Here is a 23,832-nt window from a genome sequence, read left to right as displayed (position 1 = left end):
TCCGGCGGAGCCGAAATGACCGATAACAACAACAAAGGAGGGGGAAGCAATGAAACGCAGGACATTTCTCGGCGGCGCGATGGCGGTCGCTGTGTTCGGACAGGGATCGAGCGCCTTCGCCCAGCAGCCGCCGATCAAGATCGGCATGTCGATGCCGCAAACCGGCGGTCTTGCCGGTGGCGGCAAGGCTTCGCTGCTCGGCATCGAAATCTGGCGTGACGACGTCAACGCCAAGGGCGGCCTGCTCGGCCGCAAGGTCGAGCTCGTCGTCTATGACGACAAGTCGAGCGCCTCGGAGACGCCGGCGATCTACGCCAAGCTGGTCGACGTCGACAAGGTCGATCTTCTGTTCGCGCCATACGCGACGGTGCCGACCGCACCGATCATGCCGTTCGTCAAGCAGCGCGGTCTGTTGCTGATGGGGAATTTCTCGTTCCAGGTGAACAGCAAGGTTGGCCACGACATGTGGTTCAACAATGCGCCCTGGGGCCCGGCCGACAGTTGGGCGGCCTCGTTCCTCGATCTGGCGCAGAAAGCCGGCGGCAAGAACATGGCGCTCCTGACCGCGGATCAGGAATTCGCCCAGAACCTCGCAGTGACCGCGCGGGATGTCGCCAAGAAGCGCAACATCCCGATCGTTTTCGATCAGGTCTACCCGCCGAACACGGTTGAATTCTCGTCGATCATTCGCGCCCTGAAAGCGGCCAAACCCGACATCGTCTACGTCGCGTCCTATCCGCCGGATTCCGCCGGCATCCTGCGCGCCGTGAACGAGATCGGGATCGGCGACAGCGTCAAGATTTTCGGCGGCGGCATGGTCGGCCTGCAGTTCGCGGCCGTGATGTCCAACCTCGGCTCGCTGCTCAACGGCGTCGTGAACTACAATACCTGGCTGCCGGAAAAGAGCATGTATTTCGACGGCACCAAGGAATTTTTCGACAAATACACCAAGCGTGCGATCGAGGCGAAGGTTGATCCGCTCGGCTATTATCTCGCGCCGTTCGGCTATGCGATGGGACAGATGATCGAGGCGGCGGTCAATTCCACCAAGTCGCTCGATCAGAAGGGCATCGCCAAATATTTGCGCGAGAATGAGCACAAGACCATCGTCGGGCCCATTGCTTTTTCGGCCGATGGCGAGCGCAAGGAAACCGCGACGCTGCAGGCACAGTTCCGCGGCGTCAAGGACAAGGACATCGAGCAGTTCCGGTCCTCCGGCAAGCAGGTGATCCTGTTCCCCGACAAGCTGAAAACCGGAGAGCTCATCACTCCCTTCGAGGCAGCCCGGAACTAGACTTCGTGGCATTCCGGCCAGGGGCCGAGGGGGACCTGAATTGTTTTCGATGGACCTGCTGCTTGGCGCAGTGCTGCTCGGGGTGCTGCTCGGCTGCTTCTATGCAGCCGTCAGCGTCGGGCTGTCCGTCTCGTTCGGACTGCTCGACGTGCCCCATGTCGCGCATCCGGCCTTCCTGGTGATGGCGTCCTATGGCGTGTACCAGCTCAATGAGAGCTACGACATCGACCCGCTGCTGGCGGGGCTTGCGATCACGCCGCTGTTTTTTCTGTTCGGCCTGCTCGCCTACCGCGTCTACCATGAGACCTTCGAGAAGCGCGGCAGCGACGCCGCCGTTCGCGGCATCGCGTTTTTCTTCGGCATCGCCTTCATCATCGAGGTTCTGATCATCCTGCAATTCGGCGTCGACCAGCGCTCGGTTTCGGCGACCTATATCGGCAAGGCCTGGCGGTTCGGCGAGATGCGAATCCCGATCCGGCAACTGGTGGCGTTCGCGGTGGCGCTGGCGCTGACGGTGCTGCTTGCGGTGTATCTGTCGAAGACCTTCATGGGTCGCGCGATCCGGGCCGTCGCGCAGGATGAGGAGGCGCTGCGGCTGATGGGCGCCAATCCGGTCCGCATCAAGCAATTTGCCTTCGGCATCGCCACCGCCGTGCTCGGGATTGCCGGCGCGCTGCTGATCATCGTGGCGCCCGTCGAGCCGACGCTCGACCGCGCCTATATCGGGCGCACCTTCTGCGTCGTCGTCATGGCGGGGCTCGGCAGCATCAGCGGCACGCTGATCGCCGCCATCATTCTCGGCGTCGCCGAATCCATCGTGCTGACCTTGTTCGGCGCCTCCTGGGCGCCGGCGATCTCGTTCGCCATGCTGCTCGGCGTGCTCGCCGTGCGGCCGCAAGGTCTGCTCGGCCGATGAACAAGCGCAGCCACAGCATCGCGTTCTGGGCCGGGGTGGCCGTCTTCCTCATCGCCGTGCTGACGATGACGCAAATCGTCCGCAACGAATATCCGTTCTTTGCCGGCTACGTCATCCTGCAGTTCATCGCGCTTGCGGTCGCCTGGAGCATCCTCGGCGGCTATGCCGGCTACGTCAATTTCGGTACCAACGCCTTTTTCGGAGTCGGCGTCTACACGGCGGTCGCCTTGTTCAAGGCGACCGGCGCCCCGCTCATGCTGCAGATCGCCGCCGGCGCAGTCGTCGGTATGACGCTCGGGTTTGGCGTAGGGCTATTGACCCTGCGGATGCGCGGCATCTTCTTCTCGATCGCGACAATCGCGCTTGCGATCATCATCGAGACCTTCGTGATGAACTGGCGGTTCGTCGGCGGCGCGGCCGGCATCCAGATCCAGCGGCCGCCGGTGATGGCGCCGTTCGACTCATACGTGAAGATGCTGTTCTTCGTGCAGGCGCTCCTGGCCGTGACAGCCGTCTCCATCGCGCGCTACATCCAGAATTCCCGGATCGGCCGCGGTTTGCAGGCGCTGCGGGACGACGAGCTCGCCGCCGAATGCACGGGCGTGCCGACCTTGAAGCTGAAGCTGGTCGCCTGCATGATCTCGGGCGGGCTGATTTCCGCGGCCGGCGCACCTGCCGCGATGTACCTGCAATATGCCGATCCGTCCTCGGCCTTCAATCTGAGCTATTCGGTTTCGGCGCTGGCGATGGCGCTGATCGGCGGCACTGCGCACTGGATCGGCCCGGTGTTAGGCGCCATCCTGCTCGGCTCGACGCAACAGCTTCTCGCCGTGACCATCTCCTCTGAGGTCAACGTGCTGGTGCTCGGCATCATGCTGGTGCTATTCGTGGTCGGCGCGCCCAAGGGCATCATCGGGCTGTTGCGGCCGCGCTATCGCCTGCGCGCGGGAGGCAAGCCATGACGACGGTGGCCGCAGCCGATACGCCGCTGCTGCAGGTCGGGACTCTGACCAAGACCTTCGGCGGCTTCACCGCGCTCGACAATATCAGCGTCGATATCAAAAAGGGCGAACGATTCGGCCTGATCGGCCCGAACGGCTCGGGCAAGACCACGTTGATCAACTGCATTTCCGGTGCGCTGCGTCCGCAGGTCGGCAGCGTGGTGTTTTGCGGCGAGGACATCACCCAATTGCCCCCGCACTTGCGCGCCCGACGCGGCATTGCCCGCAGCTTCCAGATCCCGCGGCCGTTCAGGAGCATGACGGTGCTGGAAAACCTCATGGTCGGGCTCGACTTCGCCGCCGCCGGCTCAGCCGCGGCGGAGGAAGAAATCGCGATGTCGATCCTGACGCGGATGGGCCTTGCCGCCAAAGCCGGCGCTCCCAGCGATACGCTGAGCCAGGTGGAATTGCGCAAGATGGAGCTGGCCCGCGCGATGGCGGTGCGGCCAAAACTTCTGATTTCCGACGAGGCGATGGCGGGGCTGTCGTCTTCCGAGGTCGACGAGGTGCTCGATCTCCTGATCAGCCTCGGCGAGGAGGACATCACCATCATCATGATCGAGCACATCATGCAGGCCGTGATGCGCTTTTCGGAGCGGGTGATGTGCCTCGACGCTGGAAAGATCATCGCGCTCGGTGTGCCCGCCGAGGTGATGGCCAACAAGCGGGTGCAGGAGGCCTATCTTGGCACTTAGCCTTGCCATCGAAGGCCTCGATGCCGGCTACGGCGCGGTGAAGGCGCTGCGCGGCGTCACGCTGCATGTCGAGGCCGGCGAGACGGTGGCTCTGCTCGGCACCAACGGCAACGGCAAGAGCACGCTGATGAAATGCATCATGGGCCTGGTGCGGCCGGATAGCGGCCGGCTTGCGCTGTCGATCGACGGCGTGACGCATGACCTTGCAAGACTCTCGCCCGAGGCGATCGTCGATCTCGGCGTGGCGCTGGTCCCGGAGGGACGGCGGCTGTTTCCCAAGCTGACGGTGACGGAGAACCTGATGCTCGGCGCGTTCCGGAAAATGGCCCGCAGCGCGATCCAGCAAAATCTCGCGCTCGTCTTCGATACCTTTCCGGTGCTGAAGGAGCGGCGCGACCAGCTCGCCGGAACCATGTCCGGCGGCCAGCAGCAGATGCTGGCGATTGCGCGCGCGCTGATGTCGTCGCCACGGCTGCTCCTGATCGACGAGCCGTCGGTCGGGCTGTCGCCGCTACTGGTGTCGCAGACCATTGCCAAGATCGGCGAGCTCAAGCAGCGGGTAGGGCTGACGGTCCTGATGGCGGAGCAGAATTTCAATCAGGCGATCCGGATCGCGGACCGCGGCTACATCATCGTCCACGGCGAGATCGCGGTCGCCGCGCAATCGGTCGACGAGTTGAAGGCCAACGACATCGTCAAGCGGCTCTATCTAGGCGGCGTCGCCTGACGGTGACAGGCCGCGCGCGGGCGATCAGATCGCGCCCCTGAGCGTGCAGGCGGTCGAGCAGGTCGTCATCACCCCGCGCTCGCAGGTGATGCACACCGCGACGCACTGCTTCTTGTCTTTTGGATTGTACTGGCTGTAGAGCTTGCGGGCGCAATTGTCGATCGAGCCCGTCACGTCAGCATGGCTGCTGGTCTCGGGCGTGCACGACGCCAGTGCTGCTGCCGACAGCACGATGGCCAAAAGGGTGCGCATGTCGCTCGCTCCACCGAGGGAGCCGTCGCTCAAAAAGGGCGGCGACGGCCATGGGCCCTCGCAGAAATCACCCTTCAGGATCGCGCGATTGGATTAATTGACGGTTACGGGAATCTCGACTCTCGCAGCTCTACGCCGGTCGAAGCCGTGGGAAGAGCAAATGTGCGCTGCAGCGAGAACTGCAGCGCACAGGTTGCGGTGTTACCGCACCAGTACGTTCCTGAATTGCCAGGGGTCCGAGGTGTCGATGTCTTCCGGGAATAGCCCGGGACGGTCGGTCAGCGGCGTCCAGTCGGTGTAATAGCCTTTCACCGGGCCGAGATAAGGCATCTGGATTTCCAGGCAGCGGCGGAAATCCATCTCGTCGGCCTCGACGATGCCGGCCTCCGGATTTTCCAGCGCCCATACCATGCCGGCCAGCACGGCCGAGGACACCTGCATGCCAGTGGCGTTCTGGTACGGGCAGATGCGCCGCGTTTCCTCGATCGAGAGCTGCGAGCCGTACCAGTAGGCGTTCTTGCCGTGGCCGTAGATCAGCACGCCGAGCTCGTCGATGCCGTCCTCGATCTCGTGTTCGTCGAGGATGTGCCACGAGGGCTGCATCCGGCCGGTCGCGCCGAACATCTCGTGCAGCGAGAGCACGGCATCGTTGGCCGGGTGATAGGCGTAGTGACAGGTCGGGCGGTACACCACCTTCGATCCGTTGCGCACGGTGAAATAGTCCGCGATCGAGATCGACTCATTATGGGTGACGAGGAAGCCGTATTGCGCGCCGGGCGTCGGGCACCACGAGCGTACTCGCGTGTTGGCGCCGGGCTGCAGCAGGTAGATCGCAGCGCCGCAGCCCTCGGTGTGCTGGCGGCCGTTCTCCGGCATCCACTTCTCATGCGTGCCCCAGCCGAGCTCCGCCGGCTGCATGCCCTCGGACACAAAACCTTCCACCGACCAGGTGTTGACGAACACGTCGATCGGCTTCGGCCGCTTCGAGCGCTGGGTGTCGCGTTCGGCGATGTGGATGCCCTTGACGCCGAGCTTCTGCGCAAGCTGGCCCCAGCCCTCGCGGCTCTTCGGCTCGTTGACTTCCACATCCGTGTCGCGGGCGATGTCGAGCAGCGCCTGCTTGACGAACCAGGACACCATGCCGGGATTGGCGCCGCAGGTGGAGACCGCGGTGGTGCCGCCCGGGCTCTTGTGCTTGGCCGCCAAGAGCGTCTCGCGCAACGCGTAGTTGGAGCGCTTCTCCGGCCCGATCGCCTTGTCGAAATAGAAGCCGGCCCACGGCTCGACCACGGTGTCGATATAGAGCGCGCCGATCTCCCGGCACAGCGTCATGATGTCGACGGAGGAGGTATCGACCGACAGGTTGACGCAAAAGCCCTGGCCGCCGCCTTCGGTGAGCAGCGGCACCAGGAGCTCGCGGTAGTTGTCGCGAGTCACGCCCTGCTTGATGAAACGCACGCCGTGCTGTTTCGCCAGTTCGCCGTCCTCATGCGGATCGATGATGACGAAGCGCGATCTGTCATAGTCGAAGTGGCGTTCGATCAGGGGCAGCGTGCCCTTGCCGATCGAGCCGAAGCCGATCATGACGATGGGACCGGAAATTTTCGCGTGAATCTGCGAGGGCGGGCTCATGGGGCTGGACTCCGAAAAAGTTGATCTGTCTTGAACGGGGGAATCAGGCGGTGCGGCGCTTTGCGGTCACTTCAATCTCGACCTTCATCTCGGGCTTGTAGAGGCCAGCTACGACGAGCAGCGTTGCAGCCGGTCGGATGTCGCCGAGCACCTCACCGCAGACAGCGAAATGGGCATCCGCATCCGCAGGGTCGGTGATGTAGTAGGTCGCGCGTACGATGTCGGTCATCGCAAAGCCGCCTTCCTTCAGCGCGGCCTCGATGGTCTTGAAGCAGTTCCGTGACTGGCTCGTGACATCCGCGGGCATCGTCATGCTGGTGTAGTCGTAGCCGGTGGTGCCGGCGACGAAGGCGAAATCGCCATCGATGACGGCGCGGCTGTAGCCAGCGGTCTTCTCGAAGGGCGAGCCGGTGGAAATCAGGCGGCGGGGCATCGGAACCTCGATTGTGGCAACGATCCTGGGATTGATCCGGGGCGAGATGGGCGCGGTTTAAGGGGTTTTTCCCGCTGCGCGCAACCCCTCGCGGGGCTAGCGGGATGGCCTGACGACGTCGGAGGCAGGCGGCGTGGGGCCGGCCCAGCGCCGCACCAGGATGTCCCTGACGATCATGATCGTGATCATGACCAGCAGGGCCGTGGTGATGGCGCTGCGCCAGCGCGGGCGCGCATCTCGGAATAGGCTCGCCGGCATGGCTTCAGGCCACGCGCGGCACGAGCACGGCCTTCGCCTTCCTGGCCCGTGCTGCCCTGATTTTCGGCAAGCGTGCCCCGGTCGGCACTATCATCCCCCAGGCCCCGTCGAGCGCGCCCTCGGAAAGCTCGAGGCCGAGCAGCCGGTCGCGCTCAAACACGCCGGGCAGCGACAGGCCGCCGGTCTTCGCGGCCGAGAAGCCGAAGCGGGCGTAATAGGGCGCATCGCCCAGCAGGATGACTGCGCGATGGCCACGCGCCTTCGCCGCCGCGAGCGCGTGGTCCATCAGCGCAGCCCCGGCCCCGAGCCGGCGGGAGGAAGCCTCCACCGCCAACGGGCCGAGCATGAGCGCCGGGATGCCCCCGGCGCTGACGTGCCACAACCGCAGCGTCCCGACCAGCCGGCCTCCGCTCACCGCCGAGAAGGCGAGGCCTTCGGCGGGCGTGCGTCCGTCGCGCAGGCGCTGGCAGGTGCGCATATGGCGGTCATCGCCAAAGCAGGCATCCAGCAGCGCCTCGCGCGCCGCGACGTCCGAGGCCCGCTCGCTGCGGATCGCGACCGAAGCGGCCTGGGAGGTGAGGGCATTGGTGGTCTTACGCAAAGCAGTCATGGCACGTCAGTCCCCGCTGGCAACGGCTCTACGCCGCGCCAAGCGTTGTCTTCGAAGTGGCTTGTGCAGGGGAGGGAGCCGGCGCACCGGCTCCCGATTATTCGAACCTCGAAGCGAGGCTGCTCAGATGTGATAGGTCCTGAGCGGCGGGATGCCGTTGAACGCCACCGACGAGTAGGTCGACGTATAAGCCCCGGTGCCTTCGATCAAAAGCTTGTCGCCGATCTCAAGCGTCACCGGAAGCGGATACGGCATCTTCTCGTACAGCACGTCGGCGCTATCGCAGGTGGGGCCTGCGAGCACGCACGGCGTCATGTCCGCGCCGTCATGCGGCGTGCGGATGGCGTAGCGGATCGACTCGTCCATCGTCTCGGCGAGACCGCCGAACTTGCCGATGTCGAGATACACCCAGCGCACCTCGTCCTCGTCGCTCTTCTTGGAGATCAGAACGACTTCGGTCTCGATGATCCCGGCGTTTCCGACCATGCCGCGGCCCGGCTCGATGATCGTCTCCGGGATCTGGTTGCCGAAATGCTTGCGCAGCGCACGGAAGATCGACCGGCCGTACTGCACGACCGGAGGAACGTCCTTGAGGTACTTGGTCGGGAAGCCGCCGCCCATGTTGACCATGGACAGGTTGATCCCGCGCTCGGCGCAGTCCCGGAACACCGTCGAGGCCATCGCCAGCGCGCGGTCCCACGCCTTCACCTTGCGCTGCTGCGAGCCGACATGGAACGAGATGCCGACCGGCTCCAGGCCCAGACGCTTGGCGAGGTCGAGCACCTCGACCGCCATCTCCGGGTCGCAGCCGAACTTGCGCGACAGCGGCCATTCGGCGCCGGCGCAGTCATAGAGGATGCGGCAAAACACCTTGGCGCCGGGGGCGGCGCGGGCGATCTTCTCGACCTCGGCGGCACAGTCGACCGCGAACAGGCGAATGCCGAGCGCGAAGGCGCGCGCGATGTCGCGCTCCTTCTTGATCGTGTTGCCATAGGAGATGCGATCCGGCGTCGCACCCGCGGCCAGCGCCATCTCGATCTCGGCGACGGTCGCGGTGTCGAAGCAGGAGCCCATGGACGCGAGCAGCGACAACACTTCGGGCGCCGGGTTGGCCTTCACGGCGTAGAACACGCGGCTGTCCGGCAGCGCCTTGGCAAAGCTCTGGTAGTTGTCGCGCACGACTTCGAGGTCGACGACGAGGCACGGCTCGGTGTCGAGGCCCTCGCTGCGGCGGTTGCGCAGGAATTCCTGAATACGTTCGGTCATGGCACTCTCCCAAGGCCCTAGCGACAGGGCCGGTAGCAAGTGATTTCGGTCGTGAGTGCCTTGGCGTTGTCGCACGATGGAGACGCGACAAGGCCTCGAACCCGTAACCGACTTTTGCTGCCGTGGATTGGGTTGGGAGTGTCTCCCGGCCCGCTCACCTGGCAATGAAGGACAAGCCTTTTCAGTAGCCCGCGCCGGCGGTGGAATGCCGGTAGAGACCAAAAAAGCCCGATCCGTCGTTGCTTTAAGTCGCGTCCCCCGTTGAGAGCGGGGTGCGCCGGTTCGCCTCCGGCTGCCAGTCACGGTTGCAAAGGATGGAGAGACCTTCAACGGCATCTCTTGAGAGAGATGCTGGCCGCTCGAACTGAAGCGACCCTCGGTTCTTCATCCCTTGGCGGCTGTCCGGCCTCTTGTCCGGATACCTACCGACTGACACACGACCACAGGCACGTGCGAAATTGGGCAAGTCGGGAAATAAGACTTTTGATTCTGGTTCGCAAGAATTTTTTTAGGCTGGGGACAAATTTCCCGCGCGCGTGCTTACGAAAGTGTTCGCGAGCCGCGCCACCGCCGACCAACATGAACGAGCGTTAAGATTTCTCGAGAGACGTAGAGCGCTGCAGCGCCTGTGCTGCAGCGGTTTGTTGAAAGCGTTCAGACGCGCTTGAAGAACGGCTCGATGCGTTGCGCGCCGCGGATGAACGCCACCATGATCAGCACGCCGATGCCGAACAGCACGGCCTGCAGGATGTGCGCTGAGGTGTCGTTGAGGCCGAACAGGATTGCGAGCGCCCAGCCGCCGGCAAACGCCGCGCCGAACACTTCGGCGCCGATCAGGATCGCCGCCGAGATGACGGTGATGACGCTCGGCCAGGCGATCACGCGGGAGGATTTCGAAGCGGGCTGTGGGCTCATGGAAAAAGGTCCTGTTATGGGGGCGCAATCTCTCCGAAAAGGCCCTATCTATCAAGCGCAAAAGGCCCAAAAATGCCGCATCGCGTGCTATAGATTGCCGCATGTTCTGAAGCGTTTTCGAGCGAAATCGGTACCGGTTTCCGCGCAAGAAAACGAGGCAAAAACGGGAATTGTGATGTCAGAAACCCTGCAGACGGCGGCCCCTTCGGAAGCTGGCGAAAATCCGCTGCTCCGCCCGTGGCAGACGCCATTCGAGACACCGCCCTTCAGCGAGATCAAGCCGGAACACTTCCTGCCCGCCTTCGAGCAGGCCTTTGTCGACCACGCCGCCGAGATCGCGGCGATCACCCACGATCCCTCGGTGCCCGATTTCGCCAACACCATCACGGCGCTGGAGCGCTCGGGCAAGCTGCTCGCGAAGGTCTCGGCCGTGTTCTACGACCTGGTCTCGGCGCACTCCAATCCCGCGATTCTCGAGATCGACAAGGAAGTCTCCTTGCGAATGGCGCGGCACTGGAACCCGATCATGATGAACGCGGTGCTGTTCGGCCGCATCGCGCTGCTGCACGAGAACCGCGCCTCGCTCGGCCTGACCGGCGAACAGATGCGGCTTTTGGAGCGCACCTACACCAACTTCTACCGCGCCGGTGCCGGCCTCGACGAGGCCGCCAAGAAGCGCCGGGCCGAGATCAACGAGCGGCTGGCGCAGCTCGGCACCTCGTTCAGCCACCATCTGCTCGGCGACGAGCAGGACTGGTTCATGGAGCTTGGCGAGGACGACCGCGCCGGCCTTCCCGAGGCCTTTATCGCCGCGGCCAAGGCGGCGGCGGAAGAGCGCGGCATGGCAGGCAAGGCGATCGTGACGCTGTCGCGCTCTTCCGTCGAGCCGTTCCTGAAGAGCTCGTCCCGCCGCGATCTGCGCGAGAAGGTCTTCAAGGCCTTCACCGCGCGCGGCGACAACGGCAACGCCAACGACAACAACGCCATCATCGTCGAGATCCTCGCGCTGCGCGAGGAGGCCGCCAGGATCATGGGCTTTCCGACCTACGCCGCCTACCGGCTGGAGGATTCCATGGCCAAGACGCCAGAGGCGGTGCGCGGCCTCCTGGAGCGGGTCTGGAAGCCGGCCCGGGAGCGGGCGCTCGCCGACCGCGACGCGCTGCAGGCGTTGATCGCGGAGGAGGGCGGCAACTTCGCGCTCGCCCCGTGGGACTGGCGTTACTACGCCGAAAAGCTGCGGCAGCGGAAAGCCGATTTCGACGACGCCGCCATCAAGCCGTATCTGGTGCTCGATCACATGATCGAGGCCGCCTTCGACTGCGCCACCCGCCTGTTCGGGATTACTTTCTCCGAACGCAAGGACATTCCGGTCTGGCATCCGGATGTCCGGGTCTGGGAAGTGAAGGGGCCCGACGGCAAGCACAAGGCGCTGTTCTACGGCGACTACTTCGCCAGGCCTTCAAAGCGCTCCGGCGCCTGGATGACCTCGCTGCGCGACCAGCAGAAGCTCGACGTCGAGGTTGCCCCCTTGATCATCAATGTCTGCAACTTCGCCAAGGGCGCGGACGGCCAGCCGTCGCTGCTGTCGCCGGATGACGCCCGCACCCTGTTCCACGAGTTCGGCCACGGGCTGCACGGCATGCTGTCCAACGTGACCTATCCGTCGCTGTCGGGAACATCCGTGTTCACCGATTTCGTCGAGCTGCCCTCGCAGCTCTACGAGCACTGGCAGGAGCAGCCGCAGGTGCTGCGGCAGTTCGCCAGGCACTACCAGACCGGCGAGCCGCTGACTGACGACCTGCTGCAGCGTTTCCTCGCCGCCCGCAAGTTCAACCAGGGCTTTGCCACCGTGGAGTTCGTCTCCTCGGCGCTGATCGACCTCGAATTCCATACCCAGCCGGCCGAGGCCAGCCGCGACGTCGCCGCCTTCGAAAAGGCCGAGCTGGAGAAGATCGGCATGCCCGCCGAAATCGCGCTGCGGCACCGGCCAACGCAGTTCGGCCATATCTTCTCCGGCGATCATTACGCGGCGGGCTATTACAGCTATATGTGGTCGGAGGTGATGGACGCCGACGCTTTCGGCGCGTTCGAGGAAGCCGGTGACATCTTCGATCCCGCGGTGGCAAAGCGCCTGCACGACGACATCTATTCATCGGGCGGCTCGCGCGAGCCGGAGGAGGCCTATGTCGCGTTCCGCGGTCGCGAGCCGGAGGCCGACGCGCTGTTGCGCCGGCGCGGCCTGCTCGAAGCGACGCCGGCGGCCTGACTGGCCACGAGTCATCCCTGCGAACGCAGGGACCCATAACCCCTGGTGTTCGTTGGGAAGGAAAAGCCTTTGCCACACTGCCAAAAACAAACAACGCGACGTATGGGTCCCTGCCTTCGCGGGCACGACGTGTTGCGCGTGATGTTCGGCGTACTGATCTTCATTGGCGGGATCGCATTCGGTGCGACTGCGGCCGAAGCCCATCCCCATGTCTGGATCACCGCCAGAAGCGAGGTGGTGTACGCGCCTGACGGCGCGATGACGGGAGTGCGTCACGCCTGGACGTTCGACGACATGTTCTCCACCTACGCGCTGCAGGGTATCGAGACCAAGGCCAAGGGCGTTTACACCCGCGACGAACTGGCGCCGCTGGCGCAGACCAATGTCGAATCGCTCAAGGAGTTCGCCTACTTCACCTTCGCCAAGGCCGACGGCAAGAAGGCGAAATTCGACGAGCCGGTCGACTACTACCTCGAATACAAGGACAGCGCGCTGACGCTGCATTTCGTGCTGCCGCTGAAGGCGCCGGTGACGTCGAAGCAACTGGCGCTGGAGGTGTTCGATCCCTCCTACTTCATCGACTTCAAGTTCGACGACAAGGATCCGATCAAGCTGGTCGGCGCGCCCGCCGCCTGTCAGATGCAGTTCCAGCGGCCGAATGACGCGACCGCCAACACCCAGCGGCTGAACGAGCAGAATTTCATGAACGGCGACAATTCCAATTATGGCGCGATGTTCGCCAACAAGATCACGGTGAACTGCCCGTGAGGTTGATGTCAGCACCTGTCGCGCGAGGCATCGCAATCACGGCCGCGGGGTTCGCGGCCGTTGTGGTTTTCGACGCTGCCTGGCACGCGGTGATGGCGCAAAATCCATTCGGCGGGCCGCGCCCGGCCGCCGCCGAGCCGCAGGTCGGCGGCGTGATCGGATGGATTCTGGCCAAGCAGTCGGAATTCTACCGCGAGATGTCGGCAACCATCCGCGCCGCGAAATCGGACGGCAGCGCGGTCTGGACATTGCTGGCGATCTCGTTTGCCTATGGGATCTTTCACGCCGCCGGTCCCGGCCACGGCAAGGCGGTGATATCGTCCTACCTCGTTGCCAACGAGGAAACCGCGCGGCGCGGCATCGTGCTGTCGTTCGCCTCGGCGTTCCTGCAGGCGCTGGTGGCGGTGGCAATCGTGGCCGTGTTCGCCTGGCTGCTGTCTTCGACCGCCAAGACGATGTGCTCGGCGGAGAAGGCGATCGAGATCGTCAGCTACGCCCTGATCGCCGCCTTTGGCGCACGGCTGGTCTGGACCAAGGGCGGCGGTTTTATGCGCGCGCTGCAGGCGAAGCCGGAGCTGGCGATGGCGGCCACAACCCCTCATCAGCACGATCATGATCATGGCCATCATCATCACCACCATGGGCATGAGCATGATCACGGCCATGGCCACGTTCACGACGAGCATTGCGGCCATTCGCACGGCCCGACGCCGGACCAGCTCGCCGGTCCCGGCGGCTGGCGGCGCGGCCTGGGGACGATCCTCGCCGTCGGCATGCGACCCTGCTCGGGCGCGATCCTGGTGCTGGTGTTCTCGCTGGCGCAGGGCCTGTTCCTCGCCGGCATTGCCGCGACCTTCGTAATGGGGTTGGGTACGGCGATCACCGTCGCAACCATCGCCCTCATCGCCGTATCGGCAAAGGGGCTCGCCAAGCGGCTGAGCGCCGGGCGCCAGGGCGGCGGCGCGCTGATCATGCGCGGCATCGAATTCGGCGCCGCCGGCCTCGTGCTCTTGTTCGGCCTCGGCCTGTTGTTCGGCTATCTCGCCGCCGAACGGGCGACGTGTTTGTAGCTATCCGTCATTCCGGGATGGTCCGAAGGACCAGACCCGGAATCTCGAGATTCTCAGGTGCGCAATTGCGCACCATAGTTCGTGCTTCGCATGCCCCGGAATGACAGCCAAACAGTGGGAGCACCGGCTTTATGAAACGGACTGTGTCGGCTATGCACACAGCCGAACACGCAATACCGGGAATCCCATGTCACGCGAGCAATTCTGGTTCTTTCACCCGTTCCGGGTGCGCTATTCCGAGATCGACGGCCAGGGCGTCGTCTTCAACGCGCATTACCTGACCTATTTCGACACCACCATCACCGAGTATTTTCGCGCGCTCGGCTATGATCAATATGCCGATGCCAAGCAATCCGGCGTTGATTTTCACGTCGTCAGATCCGTCATCGAGTACAAGGCGCCGGTCCGTTTCGACTGGGAGCTCGAGGTCGGCGCGCGCGTGGCGCGGATCGGCAATACGAGCATGACCTTCGAGCTTGCGATTTTCCTCAAAGGCGGCGGCGATGCGCTAGTGACCGGCGAGATCGTCTGGGTGAACACCGATCAGCAGACCCATCGCCCGGTCCCGATATCGAAGGAAATCCGCGAGCTGATCGCGACACGGGAGAAGCATCTCGGCTGAGCGAAGTCGGGAGCATTTCATCGAGCGGTAAGCCAGCCTCACACCGGCAGATAACGCTTGATCGCTGGCATGAAGAAGATCGCGATATTGATCGCGAACCCGATGGTCCAGAGGATCGAGCGCAGGGTGGGGCGGTTGCCGAGATAAGTGAAGACATAAGCGATCCGCACGATCACGAAGAGAATCGCGAGCTCGTCGATCAGGCGCTGCGGTCCGAGCCGGAATTCCGCCAAGAGCACGGCGATCGCAAAGAACGGAAAGGCCTCGATGCCGTTCTGGTGTGCGCCGAGCGCACGGGCGCGGATCGGGTCCTGGTAGAAGGCGGGATCGCGCGGCTTCGCATTGTCGAAACGGCCATAGGCGGCCCACTTGACCGAGGCGATCGTCAGCAGATAGAGCAGCAGCGTTCCGAAAACGCACCATTCGGCGATCGTCATGGTTCCTCCCCGGGCGCACCCGCACGCACGCGCCCCGCGGCAATTTGGGAAGGGTACCGAACCGGCGGTTATCTTGACAAGGATGGTACGACGCGCGAAGCCATCAAAATCATGACCACGGTCATCCCTTTTGGAAATGCGAAAGCGGCGCAGGCCGCCCTGGCGCAACGCGTCGGCGTGCTGCTGGTCAATCTCGGCACGCCCGATACCGCCGATGCGCAGGGGGTGCGCGTTTACCTGAAGGAATTTTTGTCCGATCCTCGCGTCATCGAGGATCAGGGGCTGCTCTGGAAACTGATCCTCAACGGCATCATCCTGCGCATCCGTCCGGCCAGGAAGGCGCGCGACTACCAGAAGATCTGGAATGTCGAGCGAGGCGAATCGCCGCTCAAGACGATCACCCGTTCGCAGGCCGAAAAGCTCGCCGCGGCCATCGCAGATCGTGAGCATGTCGTGGTCGATTGGGCGATGCGCTACGGCAATCCGTCGATCCGCTCGCGCATCGAGGCCTTGGCCGCGCAAGGTTGCGATCGGCTGCTGGTGGTACCGCTCTATCCGCAATATTCCGCGGCGACCTCGGCAACCGTCTGCGACGAGGTGTTTCGCGCGCTGGCCGACATGCGCGCGCAGCCGGCGCTGCGGGTCAGCCCGCCTTATTACAATGATCCCGACTACATCGAGGCGCTCGCCGTCTCGATGTCGGCGCATCTGGCGACCTTGCCGTTCCAGCCCGAACTGATCGTGGCGTCGTTTCACGGCATGCCGCAGAAATATGTCGACAAAGGCGATCCCTATTACGCCCAGTGCGTCGCGACCACCGAAAGCCTGCGCAGGCGGTTGGGCCTTGATGCCTCGAAACTGGTCCTCACATTTCAATCGCGCTTCGGCAACGACGAGTGGCTGCAGCCCTACACCGACAAGACCATCGAAAAATTGGCGAAAGATGGTGTGAAGCGCATTGCGGTTGTGACCCCCGGCTTCTCGGCCGATTGCCTGGAGACGCTGGAGGAGATCGCGCAGGAAAATGCCGAAATCTTCAAGCGCAATGGCGGCGAGCAATTCGCCGCAATCCCGTGTCTGAACGACAGCGAGCCGGGCATGGACGTCATCCGCCAGCTCGTTTTGCGCGAGCTTCAGGGCTGGATATAGCCTTCGAAGAGTGGGGGGCCACGCTTCGAGTCTGAACATCTGGTGGCCGTCCATTCGTTCCCTAGTTATATAACCATGATTGATAACAGCCGGCGCTGAACCGGCGCCGCGGCCTTGATGACAAACGGGTAGCGCGTCCGGCAGCGCCTCCTGCCGGCTTTGGAGGGGACTTATGAGCGGTTTTGACATCTTCGCGATTGCGTTTGTTCTACTCGTCATTGTCACGCTGTTCGCGGGCGTCAAGACGGTGCCACAGGGCTACGACTGGACTATCGAGCGGTTCGGCAAATACACCCGCACGTTGTCGCCGGGACTGAACCTGATCGTGCCCTATTTCGATCGCGTCGGCCGCAAGATGAACATGATGGAGCAGGTAATCAACATTCCCGAGCAGGAGGTGATCACCAAGGACAATGCGACCGTGACGGTAGACGGCGTCGCGTTCTTTCAGGTGTTCGACGCGGCGAAGGCAAGCTACGAGGTCGCCAATCTCGAACAGGCGATCATTGTGCTGACCATGACCAACATCCGCTCGGTGATGGGCTCGATGGACCTCGACCAGGTGCTGTCGCATCGCGACGAGATAAACGAGCGCCTGTTGCGCGTGGTCGATGCCGCGGTATCACCGTGGGGATTGAAGGTCAACCGAATCGAGATCAAGGACATCGTGCCGCCGGCCGATCTGGTCGAGGCTATGGGCCGGCAGATGAAGGCCGAGCGCGTCAAGCGCGCCGACATCCTGCAAGCCGAGGGCCAGCGTCAGTCGGAGATCCTGCGCGCCGAAGGCGCCAAGCAGGGGCAGATCCTGCAGGCCGAAGGCCGCCGCGAGGCCGCGTTCCGCGACGCCGAGGCGCGCGAGCGGCTGGCGGAGGCGGAGGCCAAGGCGACGCAGATGGTCTCCGAATCGATCGCCAAGGGCGACGTCGCCGCGCTGAACTATTTTATTGCTGATAAATACATCAAGGCGTTCGGGCAGTTTGCGGATTCGCCGAACCAGAAGGTGCTGCTGATCCCGGTGGAAGCAACCTCCGTACTGTCCTCGCTGGCCGGCATCGGCGAGATCGCCAAGGCGACCTTCGGTGAAGCGGCAATTGCCGCGGCCGCCGCGCGACGGACGTCCTCGGTGCCGAGCGCCGGCCCGACGCCGCCGCCGGTCGCGCCGCAGCGATAGGAGCGTATCAATGTACCGACCCTGGCAATGCAATGGCAGTGCGCTCCCTCGCCCGGCTCTTCGCGGGGAGAGGGTTGGGGTGAGGGGTCTCTCCCCACGGAAGAACGTTGAGAGGTTCGTGTCATGACCGAAGTGTTTTCGACATTAGGCACCTGGAATTGGCTGATCTTCGGCTTCCTCCTGATGGCGCTGGAATTGCTCGCGCCGGGTGTCTTCATGTTCTGGCTCGGGCTCGCGGCGCTATTGGTCGGGCTGGTGTCGTTTGCGATCAACCCGTCCTGGCAGACGCAGCTTTTGATGTTCGCGGTGTTCGCCATCGCCGCGGTGCCGGCGTGGCGGTACTTCGCGCGCAGCACCGGCAGCCGCAGCGAGAGCCCTTTTCTCAACAACCGGACCAAGGCGCTGATCGGCCGGGAATTCACCCTGGAAAAGCCGATCGTCGGCGGCACCGGCACGGTGCGGATCGACGACACGATCTGGCGGGTCGCGGGCCCGGACGCGCCGGCGGGCAGCCGCGTCAGGGTCGTGCAGGCCGACGGCGCGAGCCTGACGGTGGCTGTGGCTTAACAAACCCCCGCTGCCAGCTCTTCGGGGGAGAGGGTCAGAGTGAGGGGCTCTCACCGCGAGCGTCGAATGTGGAGAGTTCGGTAACTCCTCACCGGCCGCGCAAGCGCGGCGACATCTCCTCGCAAGCGGGGCGAAGTTAAGCAGCTCAACCGCGCCGGCTCCAGCGCTCGGCGAAACGGTGCAGCGGCAGGAAGCTCTCCATCAACTCCCTGCCGAGCGGCGTGAGGCGGTAGCCGTCGCCGGCCAGGAGTTCGACGAGGCCGGCCTCGCGCAGCTCCGACAACCGGGCCTGTATCACGGTCGGCGAGGCGTCGTCGCAGGCGATGCGAAGCGCGCGCGAGGTCAGGGGGGCGTCACGCAGCTCCCAGACGATCCGCAGGGTCCAGCGGCGGCCGAGCAGGTCGAGCAGGGCCATGATAGGCCGGCCGGTTCGCGAGCCGCGAACGGCGCGTTGGTTGGTGGCGACGTCCGGTTTCGGCATGGAGATCCTCTTGCGCATTGCTACAAATAATGTAGCGTACCGCTACGTTATCTGTAGCACAGGAGTTGGCGATGTCCCAGACAGCCCCGCGCGTCGCGCCGCTTGAGCCGCCTTATGCACCTGAAATTGCCGCGCAGTTCAACCGCATCATGCGCGGCGCGCCGCCGCTGATGCTGTTCCGCGTCGTGGCCGGCAGCGCCCGCGCCTGGGAGAAATTCCGCGCCGCCAGCCTGCTGGATCGCGGCCCGCTGTCGTTGCGGGAGCGCGAGATCGTCATCGACCGTACCTGCGCGCGAACGCGGTGCGAATATGAATGGGGCGTGCATGTGACGACCTTTGCTGACGCGGCGCATCTGACGGAAGAACAGGTCCGCGCCACCGTGCTCGGCCCAGCCGATGCGGGGTGCTGGTCGCCGGCAGAGCAGGCGCTGATCGCAGCCGTCGATGCGCTGCATGAGCGCGCCACGTTCAGCGAGGCCGAATTCGCGGACCTCTCGGCGCACTATAATGAAGCGCACATTTTCGAGATCATCCTGCTGTGCGGATTCTACCGGACCGTGTCGTATCTCGCGAACGGACTGGCCCTGCCGCTGGAGGAGACGGCCGCGAGATTTCCGCGATGAAGGTCATTCCGGGGCGATGCGGAGCATCGAACTATGGTGCGCACTTGCGCACCTGAGAATCTCGAGGTTCCGGGTTCACGCTTCGCGTGCCCCGGAACGACAGGGACCCCTTACGCCACGCCCGCGCGTAAGAAATCGTGCAGGTGTACGATGCCGACCGGCTTGTTGGCGTCGGTGACGATCAAGGTCGTGATCTTCGACGAATTGAGAATTTCCAGCGCCTCGCCGGCCATCACGTCGCGGCCGATCGTCTTCGGATTGCGCGTCATCACCTCGTCGACGGTCGCCGCCATCAGGTCGGGATGATCCATGTGGCGGCGCAAATCCCCGTCGGTGACGATGCCGGCGAGATGGCCGCGCGCATCGGTAATGCCGACGCAGCCAAAGCCCTTCGACGTCATCTCGACCAGCGCCTCGGACATCTTGGTGCCGAGCGGCTTCAGCGGCACCGCGTCGCCGGAATGCATGAGGTCGCGGGCGTATTTGAGCAGTGCGCCAAGCTTGCCGCCGGGATGCAGCACGCTGAAGTCGGTCGAGGTGAAGCCGCGGCCTTCCAACAGCGCGATCGCCAGCGCATCGCCGAGCGCCAGCATCATCAGCGAAGAGGTGGTCGGCGCCAAGTTGTGCGGGCAGGCCTCGCGCGCCTTCGGCAGCGTCAGCGCCACGTCGGCGGCCTTCGCAAGCGAGGATTCCCGCTCCGCCGTCATCGCGATAACGGGAATGCGGAAGCGCTTGGCATAGGTGATCAGATTCTTCATCTCCGGCTGCTCGCCGGACCAGGACAGCGCCAGGATGACGTCCTCGGGCGTGATCATGCCGAGGTCGCCATGGCTCGCCTCGGCAGCATGCACGAAGAAGGCCGGCGTGCCGGTGGAGGCAAAGGTCGCGGCGATCTTGCGGCCGATATGGCCGGACTTGCCGAGTCCGGTGACGATCAGCCGCCCGTTGGCGTTCCGGATCAAATCGGCCGCCGCTACGAAGGGTGCGCGCAGATCGGATTGCAGCGCTGCCGATAGCGCGGCGATCCCGCTGCCTTCGGCGTCGAGCGTGCGCAAGGCTGACTGGACGGCGGAGTCAGCGGGGGTGGTGCCGGATGATTCTGTCATCAGCGGATGCGGATTGGCCATGTCTATCCCAGGGAGGAGGCGCTTCGCCCAAAGCCCTCCATAGCATGGCCGGTTCGGCGATGCGACGCGGTCAGAAGGGCTCTCAACGACCCATTAACCATAATTGTTTTAACTCCATTAACGACGAGTTCCCGTACGAGCGGGCGGCGTGCATGTGCCAAGTAGTTGTTTTCGTTGGAGTTACTTATCGTCATGACGAGGCCAGCAACGGGCCGGAGAAGCGCGCGCGCCTTTCGCGCAGCCTTGCCGTGCCTCGCGCTGATCGCGCTCTCGGGAACCGCAGCGCAGGCTCAAACCGTCACACCGGACCTGTTCAGCTCGCAGCGTACCAGCCAGATCACGTCGCCCGATTCGCCACTGCGCCGGACTGTGGCCGGGGTGAATGATCTGCTCACCCGTCCGAAGCTACCGCAGGGTGAGAGGCCCGCGTCGGCGCGGACCGGACCGATCCCGAAATACGGCCTGCCGGCGGCGAGCGGCGCTGCCGACTCCGGCTACGACTCGTTGAACCGCAAGCGCAAGAAGCCGAAATATTATCCCGGTCAGGCGAAGCCCAAGCCGCCGGTCGGTCCCGGCAGTCCGCCGCCGATCGCGTCGAACACGCGGCTGCGGCTGTCGATTCCCCCGTCGGAATCCGCGCACAAGGCTCCGGTCCCACCGGCGATGGCGGGCACGGTTGTGGGACAACCGCCGCGCAAGCGCCTCCGGATCGACGACGATCCGTTCGGCGCGGTCGGCGACTACGCCGGCAGCTTCCTGATCAAATCCGCGGTAGAAATTTCCGGCGGCTACGATACCAATGCCGGTCGCTTGGCCGCGGCGCAAGGCAAGCCGCTCTACGTGATCGCGCCGGAATTTTTGGCGGTCTCCGACTGGAGGCGTCACGCCCTGGTGGCTGATCTCCGCGGCTCCTTCACCGGCTACGCCAGCAATCTCACGCCGAACGCGGACGGCACGCCGCTGTCGGCGCCGCTCGATGTCGATCGGCCCAACTTCAACGGTCATATCGACGGCCGGCTCGATGTCAGTCGCGACACGCGGCTGACCGCGCAGGGTCGGCTGTTCGTCTCGACCGACAATCCCGGCAGTCCGAACGTGCAGGCGGGTCTCGCCAGATATCCGATCTTGACCACGTTAGGCAGCACCATCGGTGTCGACCAGAGTTTCAACCGGCTGCAGGTCTCCGCCGGCGCCACGGTCGACCGCACCGACTATACCAATTCAAAGCTCACCGACGGCACTTCAACGACCAACGACGACCGCAACTTCAGCCAGTATGGCGGCGTTGGCCGCGTCAGCTATGATCTGAAGCCGGGCATAAAGCCCTTCGTGGAAGTGCAGGGCGACAGCCGCGTGCATGACGTCAGGCTCGATCGCAGCGGATTTGCGCGCGATTCCTCGGGCGGCTACGCCAAGGGCGGCACCAGCTTCGAATTCTCGCGGCTATTGACCGGCGAAATCGCGGTCGGCTACGCCATGCGCGACTATGTCGATCCGCGGCTGAACCGCCTGGAAGGCCTGCTCGTCTCGTCCTCGCTGGTCTGGACCGCGACGCCGCTGACGATGGCAAAATTCTATTCCGACACCACGATCACGGAGACCACGCTGCCCGGCACGTCGGGCGTGCTGACGCATGTCTATACCGTCGAAGTCGACCACGACTTCCGCCGCTGGTTGACCGCAATCGGCAAGTTCACGTGGGGCTCGCTCGACTATCAGGGCAATCCCAGGCGCGACAAGATCTACGGGGTATCAGGCGACGCCATCTACAAGATGAACCGCAACGTCTGGCTCCGCGGCACGCTGCGGCGGGACTGGCTGGATTCGAACTTGCCCGGGAATAGCACGGCATCGACGGTGGTGATGCTGGGGGTGCGGGTGCAGCATTAAGAGCTGCATTCGCACTCCAGTCGTCATGCCCCGCGCAGGCGGGGCATCCAGTACACCGCGGCTTATCCGAATTCCACAGAAAAGCCTCTGGGATACTGGATCGCTCGCCTTCGCGGGCGATGACAGCCGTGTGGACAGGGACTACCTTGGCAGCGTCGTCGAGCCCATCAGATACTGATCGATCGCCCGGGCGCACAGGCGGCCTTCACGGATCGCCCAGACGACGAGAGATTGTCCGCGGCGCATGTCGCCGGCGGAGAATACGTTCGGCAGCGAGGTCTGGTAGTCCGACGTGTTGGCGCGGACGTTGCCGCGCTGGTCGAGGTCGACGCCGAGTGTCTTCAGCATGCCCTCGTGCACCGGGTGCACGAAGCCCATGGCGAGCAGCACGAGCTGCGCCTCGAGCTCGAATTCGGTGCCGGGAATCGGCTTGAACTTGTCGTCGACCTTCACGCAGTGCAGCTTTTGCACCTTGCCGTCGACGCCCGAGAATTTTTGCGTCAGCACCGCGTATTCGCGGATGGCCCCTTCGGCCTGGCTCGATGAGGTCCGCATCTTCAAGGGCCAGTTCGGCCAGGTGACGCCCTTGTTCTCATGCTCGGGCGGCGCCGGCATGATTTCGAGCTGGGTAACGGACTTCGCGCCCTGCCGAAGCGAGGTGCCGATGCAGTCCGAACCGGTGTCGCCGCCGCCGATCACGACGACATGCTTGCCGCCGGCGAGAATTTCTTTGGTGTCGCCGAGCGGCTCGGAGGAGACGCGGCGGTTCTGCTGCGGCAGGAAATCCATCGCAAAGTGGACGCCGTCGAGGTCGCGGCCTGGGATCGGCAGGTCGCGGCCGGCCTCGGCGCCGCCGGTCAATGCCACCGCGTCATACTGGGCGAGCAGTTCGCGCGGATCGATTGCGCCCGCAGATGTGCCGCCGATGTGAACGCCGTAGTGGAACGTCACGCCCTCGGCTTCCATCTGCGCCACGCGGCGATCGATGATGTGCTTTTCCATCTTGAAGTCGGGAATGCCGTAGCGAAGCAGGCCGCCGGCCTTGGCGTACTTTTCGTAGACATGAACGTCGTGGCCGGCGCGCGCGAGCTGCTGTGCGGCGGCAAGGCCCGCGGGGCCGGAGCCGACGATGGCGACCTTTTTGCCGGTCTTGGTTGGCGCAATCTCGGGCTTCAGCCAGCCATTGTCCCAGGCGCGATCGACGATGGCGCATTCGATGGTCTTGATGGTGACCGGGTTGTCATCGATGTTGAGCGTGCAGGACGCCTCGCACGGCGCCGGGCAGATGCGGCCGGTGAACTCCGGAAAATTGTTGGTCGAGTGCAGGTTGCGCGAGGCCTCTTCCCAGTTGCCCTGATAGACGAGGTCATTGAAATCGGGGATCTGGTTATTGACCGGGCAGCCCGGTGTGCCCGGCGCCACCGAGCCGGTGCCGTGGCAGTACGGAATGCCGCAATTCATGCAGCGCGCGGCCTGATCGCGCGTGTCCTTCTCGCTCAGGGGAATGACGAATTCGCGAAAATGCTTCAACCGCTCGGCGACCGGCGCGTACTTGCGTTCGTTGCGGTCGATCTCGAGGAAACCTGTGATCTTGCCCATTAAACCTGATGCCCCTGCATCTCTCGTTCGCATCTGTCTATTTCCGTCACCCTCCGTCATTGC

The 23,832-nt window shown here is 64.1% G+C and carries 25 protein-coding genes; 14 read left to right on the top strand and 11 right to left on the bottom strand.

The window, feature by feature from the left end; genetic code table 11:
* Nucleotides 1-49 precede the first annotated feature (49 nt).
* Genes HCN50_RS20705 through HCN50_RS20685 form a run of 5 tightly spaced genes read left to right on the top strand, consistent with a single transcriptional unit; the run spans nucleotide 50 to nucleotide 4,633 of the window.
* A complete protein-coding gene (locus HCN50_RS20705; RefSeq protein ID WP_171711539.1) occupies nucleotides 50-1,294 on the top strand; it encodes an amino acid ABC transporter substrate-binding protein in 1,245 nt (414 codons plus the stop codon).
* A gap of 49 nt (nucleotides 1,295-1,343) precedes the next feature.
* Complete coding sequence (locus HCN50_RS20700) at nucleotides 1,344-2,210, top strand: branched-chain amino acid ABC transporter permease (RefSeq protein WP_235977114.1); 867 nt, start codon at nucleotides 1,344-1,346, stop codon at nucleotides 2,208-2,210.
* Nucleotides 2,207-3,172 carry a branched-chain amino acid ABC transporter permease gene (locus HCN50_RS20695; RefSeq protein WP_171711537.1) on the top strand — a complete coding sequence of 322 codons (966 nt, stop codon included), beginning with the start codon at nucleotides 2,207-2,209 and terminating at the stop codon, nucleotides 3,170-3,172. Before HCN50_RS20700 ends, HCN50_RS20695 begins: the two co-directional genes overlap by 4 nt.
* Nucleotides 3,169-3,906 (top strand): ABC transporter ATP-binding protein, encoded by a 738-nt coding sequence (locus tag HCN50_RS20690; protein WP_171711536.1) that lies wholly within the window; start codon nucleotides 3,169-3,171, stop codon nucleotides 3,904-3,906. Before HCN50_RS20695 ends, HCN50_RS20690 begins: the two co-directional genes overlap by 4 nt.
* Complete coding sequence (locus HCN50_RS20685; RefSeq protein ID WP_171711535.1) at nucleotides 3,896-4,633, top strand: ABC transporter ATP-binding protein; 738 nt, start codon at nucleotides 3,896-3,898, stop codon at nucleotides 4,631-4,633. The genes HCN50_RS20690 and HCN50_RS20685 overlap by 11 nt, the downstream gene beginning before the upstream one ends.
* Nucleotides 4,634-4,657: 24 nt before the next feature.
* Here the strand turns inward: HCN50_RS20685 and HCN50_RS20680 are convergent, their stop codons facing one another.
* The 7 genes from HCN50_RS20680 to HCN50_RS20650 form a co-directional block, all read right to left on the bottom strand.
* On the bottom strand, nucleotides 4,658-4,885 hold the full coding sequence (locus HCN50_RS20680) for a hypothetical protein (protein ID WP_171711534.1): 228 nt from the start codon (nucleotides 4,883-4,885) through the stop codon (nucleotides 4,658-4,660).
* A 201-nt stretch (nucleotides 4,886-5,086) separates the two neighbouring features.
* Nucleotides 5,087-6,517, bottom strand: coding sequence for a homospermidine synthase (locus HCN50_RS20675; RefSeq protein WP_171711533.1), 1,431 nt, complete (start codon nucleotides 6,515-6,517; stop codon nucleotides 5,087-5,089).
* A 43-nt stretch (nucleotides 6,518-6,560) separates the two neighbouring features.
* Nucleotides 6,561-6,950: a RidA family protein gene (locus HCN50_RS20670; RefSeq protein ID WP_171711532.1), complete on the bottom strand. Its 390-nt coding sequence runs from the start codon at nucleotides 6,948-6,950 to the stop codon at nucleotides 6,561-6,563.
* A 96-nt stretch (nucleotides 6,951-7,046) separates the two neighbouring features.
* Nucleotides 7,047-7,208 carry a hypothetical protein gene (locus HCN50_RS20665; protein WP_171711531.1) on the bottom strand — a complete coding sequence of 54 codons (162 nt, stop codon included), beginning with the start codon at nucleotides 7,206-7,208 and terminating at the stop codon, nucleotides 7,047-7,049.
* Nucleotides 7,209-7,212: 4 nt separating this feature from the next.
* Entirely contained in the window at nucleotides 7,213-7,818 is a 606-nt protein-coding gene (locus HCN50_RS20660) for a GNAT family N-acetyltransferase (RefSeq protein ID WP_171711530.1), read from the bottom strand.
* A gap of 123 nt (nucleotides 7,819-7,941) precedes the next feature.
* Nucleotides 7,942-9,084, bottom strand: a complete 1,143-nt coding sequence (locus tag HCN50_RS20655; protein ID WP_171711529.1) for a type III PLP-dependent enzyme — start codon at nucleotides 9,082-9,084, stop codon at nucleotides 7,942-7,944.
* 654 nt (nucleotides 9,085-9,738) lie between these two features.
* Nucleotides 9,739-9,999 carry a hypothetical protein gene (locus HCN50_RS20650; RefSeq protein WP_171711528.1) on the bottom strand — a complete coding sequence of 87 codons (261 nt, stop codon included), beginning with the start codon at nucleotides 9,997-9,999 and terminating at the stop codon, nucleotides 9,739-9,741.
* Nucleotides 10,000-10,174: 175 nt separating this feature from the next.
* On the opposite strand from HCN50_RS20650, the gene HCN50_RS20645 reads away from it, so the two are divergent.
* From HCN50_RS20645 to HCN50_RS20630, 4 genes are all read left to right on the top strand, one after another.
* Complete coding sequence (locus tag HCN50_RS20645; protein ID WP_171711527.1) at nucleotides 10,175-12,265, top strand: M3 family metallopeptidase; 2,091 nt, start codon at nucleotides 10,175-10,177, stop codon at nucleotides 12,263-12,265.
* A gap of 141 nt (nucleotides 12,266-12,406) precedes the next feature.
* A complete protein-coding gene (locus HCN50_RS20640; RefSeq protein ID WP_171711998.1) occupies nucleotides 12,407-13,033 on the top strand; it encodes a DUF1007 family protein in 627 nt (208 codons plus the stop codon).
* Between the two features lie 5 nt (nucleotides 13,034-13,038).
* Complete coding sequence (locus HCN50_RS20635) at nucleotides 13,039-14,103, top strand: nickel/cobalt transporter (RefSeq protein ID WP_171711526.1); 1,065 nt, start codon at nucleotides 13,039-13,041, stop codon at nucleotides 14,101-14,103.
* Between the two features lie 187 nt (nucleotides 14,104-14,290).
* Nucleotides 14,291-14,725 (top strand): acyl-CoA thioesterase, encoded by a 435-nt coding sequence (locus HCN50_RS20630; protein WP_171711525.1) that lies wholly within the window; start codon nucleotides 14,291-14,293, stop codon nucleotides 14,723-14,725.
* Nucleotides 14,726-14,763: 38 nt separating this feature from the next.
* On the opposite strand, the gene HCN50_RS20625 is transcribed toward HCN50_RS20630, so the two are convergent.
* Entirely contained in the window at nucleotides 14,764-15,162 is a 399-nt protein-coding gene (locus HCN50_RS20625) for an MAPEG family protein (protein ID WP_171711524.1), read from the bottom strand.
* A 111-nt stretch (nucleotides 15,163-15,273) separates the two neighbouring features.
* Between HCN50_RS20625 and hemH the strand changes: the two genes are divergently transcribed.
* The 3 genes from hemH to HCN50_RS20610 all read left to right on the top strand — a co-directional run bounded on the left by hemH (nucleotide 15,274) and on the right by HCN50_RS20610 (nucleotide 18,049).
* On the top strand, nucleotides 15,274-16,311 hold the full coding sequence (gene hemH, locus HCN50_RS20620; protein ID WP_171711523.1) for a ferrochelatase: 1,038 nt from the start codon (nucleotides 15,274-15,276) through the stop codon (nucleotides 16,309-16,311).
* A 172-nt stretch (nucleotides 16,312-16,483) separates the two neighbouring features.
* Nucleotides 16,484-17,482 carry an SPFH domain-containing protein gene (locus HCN50_RS20615; protein ID WP_171711522.1) on the top strand — a complete coding sequence of 333 codons (999 nt, stop codon included), beginning with the start codon at nucleotides 16,484-16,486 and terminating at the stop codon, nucleotides 17,480-17,482.
* 123 nt (nucleotides 17,483-17,605) lie between these two features.
* On the top strand, nucleotides 17,606-18,049 hold the full coding sequence (locus tag HCN50_RS20610) for an NfeD family protein (protein WP_171711521.1): 444 nt from the start codon (nucleotides 17,606-17,608) through the stop codon (nucleotides 18,047-18,049).
* A gap of 145 nt (nucleotides 18,050-18,194) precedes the next feature.
* Here HCN50_RS20610 and HCN50_RS20605 read toward each other — a convergent pair whose 3' ends face one another.
* Nucleotides 18,195-18,530, bottom strand: a complete 336-nt coding sequence (locus HCN50_RS20605) for a winged helix-turn-helix transcriptional regulator (RefSeq protein ID WP_171711520.1) — start codon at nucleotides 18,528-18,530, stop codon at nucleotides 18,195-18,197.
* 71 nt (nucleotides 18,531-18,601) lie between these two features.
* Here HCN50_RS20605 and HCN50_RS20600 point away from each other — a divergent pair, with 71 nt between their 5' ends.
* Nucleotides 18,602-19,153 carry a carboxymuconolactone decarboxylase family protein gene (locus tag HCN50_RS20600; RefSeq protein ID WP_171711519.1) on the top strand — a complete coding sequence of 184 codons (552 nt, stop codon included), beginning with the start codon at nucleotides 18,602-18,604 and terminating at the stop codon, nucleotides 19,151-19,153.
* Between the two features lie 110 nt (nucleotides 19,154-19,263).
* Here HCN50_RS20600 and HCN50_RS20595 read toward each other — a convergent pair whose 3' ends face one another.
* Complete coding sequence (locus HCN50_RS20595) at nucleotides 19,264-20,280, bottom strand: KpsF/GutQ family sugar-phosphate isomerase (RefSeq protein ID WP_171711518.1); 1,017 nt, start codon at nucleotides 20,278-20,280, stop codon at nucleotides 19,264-19,266.
* A 192-nt stretch (nucleotides 20,281-20,472) separates the two neighbouring features.
* Here HCN50_RS20595 and HCN50_RS20590 point away from each other — a divergent pair, with 192 nt between their 5' ends.
* A complete protein-coding gene (locus tag HCN50_RS20590) occupies nucleotides 20,473-22,170 on the top strand; it encodes an outer membrane beta-barrel protein (protein WP_171711517.1) in 1,698 nt (565 codons plus the stop codon).
* A 141-nt stretch (nucleotides 22,171-22,311) separates the two neighbouring features.
* Here HCN50_RS20590 and HCN50_RS20585 read toward each other — a convergent pair whose 3' ends face one another.
* Nucleotides 22,312-23,769, bottom strand: coding sequence for a glutamate synthase subunit beta (locus tag HCN50_RS20585; protein WP_171711516.1), 1,458 nt, complete (start codon nucleotides 23,767-23,769; stop codon nucleotides 22,312-22,314).
* Nucleotides 23,770-23,832: the final 63 nt, after the last annotated feature.

Source organism: Bradyrhizobium archetypum (assembly GCF_013114835.1).
Lineage (GTDB): Bacteria > Pseudomonadota > Alphaproteobacteria > Rhizobiales > Xanthobacteraceae > Bradyrhizobium > Bradyrhizobium archetypum.
Note: the sequence above shows the minus strand (reverse complement) of the source record. Positions and strands in the feature narration are given on the sequence as shown.

What these genes read in the sequence shown, in the direction of transcription:
- HCN50_RS20700 (WP_235977114.1), top strand. Translation starts at nt 1,344, where the DNA reads ATGGACCTGCTGCTTGGCGCAGTGCTGCTCGGGGTGCTGCTCGGCTGC.
- HCN50_RS20625 (WP_171711524.1), bottom strand. Translation starts at nt 15,162, where the DNA reads ATGACGATCGCCGAATGGTGCGTTTTCGGAACGCTGCTGCTCTATCTG.
- HCN50_RS20585 (WP_171711516.1), bottom strand. Translation starts at nt 23,769, where the DNA reads ATGGGCAAGATCACAGGTTTCCTCGAGATCGACCGCAACGAACGCAAG.
- HCN50_RS20640 (WP_171711998.1), top strand. Translation starts at nt 12,407, where the DNA reads ATGTTCGGCGTACTGATCTTCATTGGCGGGATCGCATTCGGTGCGACT.
- hemH (WP_171711523.1), top strand. Translation starts at nt 15,274, where the DNA reads ATGACCACGGTCATCCCTTTTGGAAATGCGAAAGCGGCGCAGGCCGCC.
- HCN50_RS20635 (WP_171711526.1), top strand. Translation starts at nt 13,039, where the DNA reads ATGTCAGCACCTGTCGCGCGAGGCATCGCAATCACGGCCGCGGGGTTC.
- HCN50_RS20590 (WP_171711517.1), top strand. Translation starts at nt 20,473, where the DNA reads ATGACGAGGCCAGCAACGGGCCGGAGAAGCGCGCGCGCCTTTCGCGCA.
- HCN50_RS20655 (WP_171711529.1), bottom strand. Translation starts at nt 9,084, where the DNA reads ATGACCGAACGTATTCAGGAATTCCTGCGCAACCGCCGCAGCGAGGGC.
- HCN50_RS20695 (WP_171711537.1), top strand. Translation starts at nt 2,207, where the DNA reads ATGAACAAGCGCAGCCACAGCATCGCGTTCTGGGCCGGGGTGGCCGTC.
- HCN50_RS20680 (WP_171711534.1), bottom strand. Translation starts at nt 4,885, where the DNA reads ATGCGCACCCTTTTGGCCATCGTGCTGTCGGCAGCAGCACTGGCGTCG.
- HCN50_RS20690 (WP_171711536.1), top strand. Translation starts at nt 3,169, where the DNA reads ATGACGACGGTGGCCGCAGCCGATACGCCGCTGCTGCAGGTCGGGACT.
- HCN50_RS20645 (WP_171711527.1), top strand. Translation starts at nt 10,175, where the DNA reads ATGTCAGAAACCCTGCAGACGGCGGCCCCTTCGGAAGCTGGCGAAAAT.
- HCN50_RS20630 (WP_171711525.1), top strand. Translation starts at nt 14,291, where the DNA reads ATGTCACGCGAGCAATTCTGGTTCTTTCACCCGTTCCGGGTGCGCTAT.
- HCN50_RS20660 (WP_171711530.1), bottom strand. Translation starts at nt 7,818, where the DNA reads ATGACTGCTTTGCGTAAGACCACCAATGCCCTCACCTCCCAGGCCGCT.
- HCN50_RS20615 (WP_171711522.1), top strand. Translation starts at nt 16,484, where the DNA reads ATGAGCGGTTTTGACATCTTCGCGATTGCGTTTGTTCTACTCGTCATT.
- HCN50_RS20670 (WP_171711532.1), bottom strand. Translation starts at nt 6,950, where the DNA reads ATGCCCCGCCGCCTGATTTCCACCGGCTCGCCCTTCGAGAAGACCGCT.
- HCN50_RS20705 (WP_171711539.1), top strand. Translation starts at nt 50, where the DNA reads ATGAAACGCAGGACATTTCTCGGCGGCGCGATGGCGGTCGCTGTGTTC.
- HCN50_RS20595 (WP_171711518.1), bottom strand. Translation starts at nt 20,280, where the DNA reads ATGGCCAATCCGCATCCGCTGATGACAGAATCATCCGGCACCACCCCC.
- HCN50_RS20675 (WP_171711533.1), bottom strand. Translation starts at nt 6,517, where the DNA reads ATGAGCCCGCCCTCGCAGATTCACGCGAAAATTTCCGGTCCCATCGTC.
- HCN50_RS20665 (WP_171711531.1), bottom strand. Translation starts at nt 7,208, where the DNA reads ATGCCGGCGAGCCTATTCCGAGATGCGCGCCCGCGCTGGCGCAGCGCC.
- HCN50_RS20605 (WP_171711520.1), bottom strand. Translation starts at nt 18,530, where the DNA reads ATGCCGAAACCGGACGTCGCCACCAACCAACGCGCCGTTCGCGGCTCG.
- HCN50_RS20610 (WP_171711521.1), top strand. Translation starts at nt 17,606, where the DNA reads ATGACCGAAGTGTTTTCGACATTAGGCACCTGGAATTGGCTGATCTTC.
- HCN50_RS20650 (WP_171711528.1), bottom strand. Translation starts at nt 9,999, where the DNA reads ATGAGCCCACAGCCCGCTTCGAAATCCTCCCGCGTGATCGCCTGGCCG.
- HCN50_RS20600 (WP_171711519.1), top strand. Translation starts at nt 18,602, where the DNA reads ATGTCCCAGACAGCCCCGCGCGTCGCGCCGCTTGAGCCGCCTTATGCA.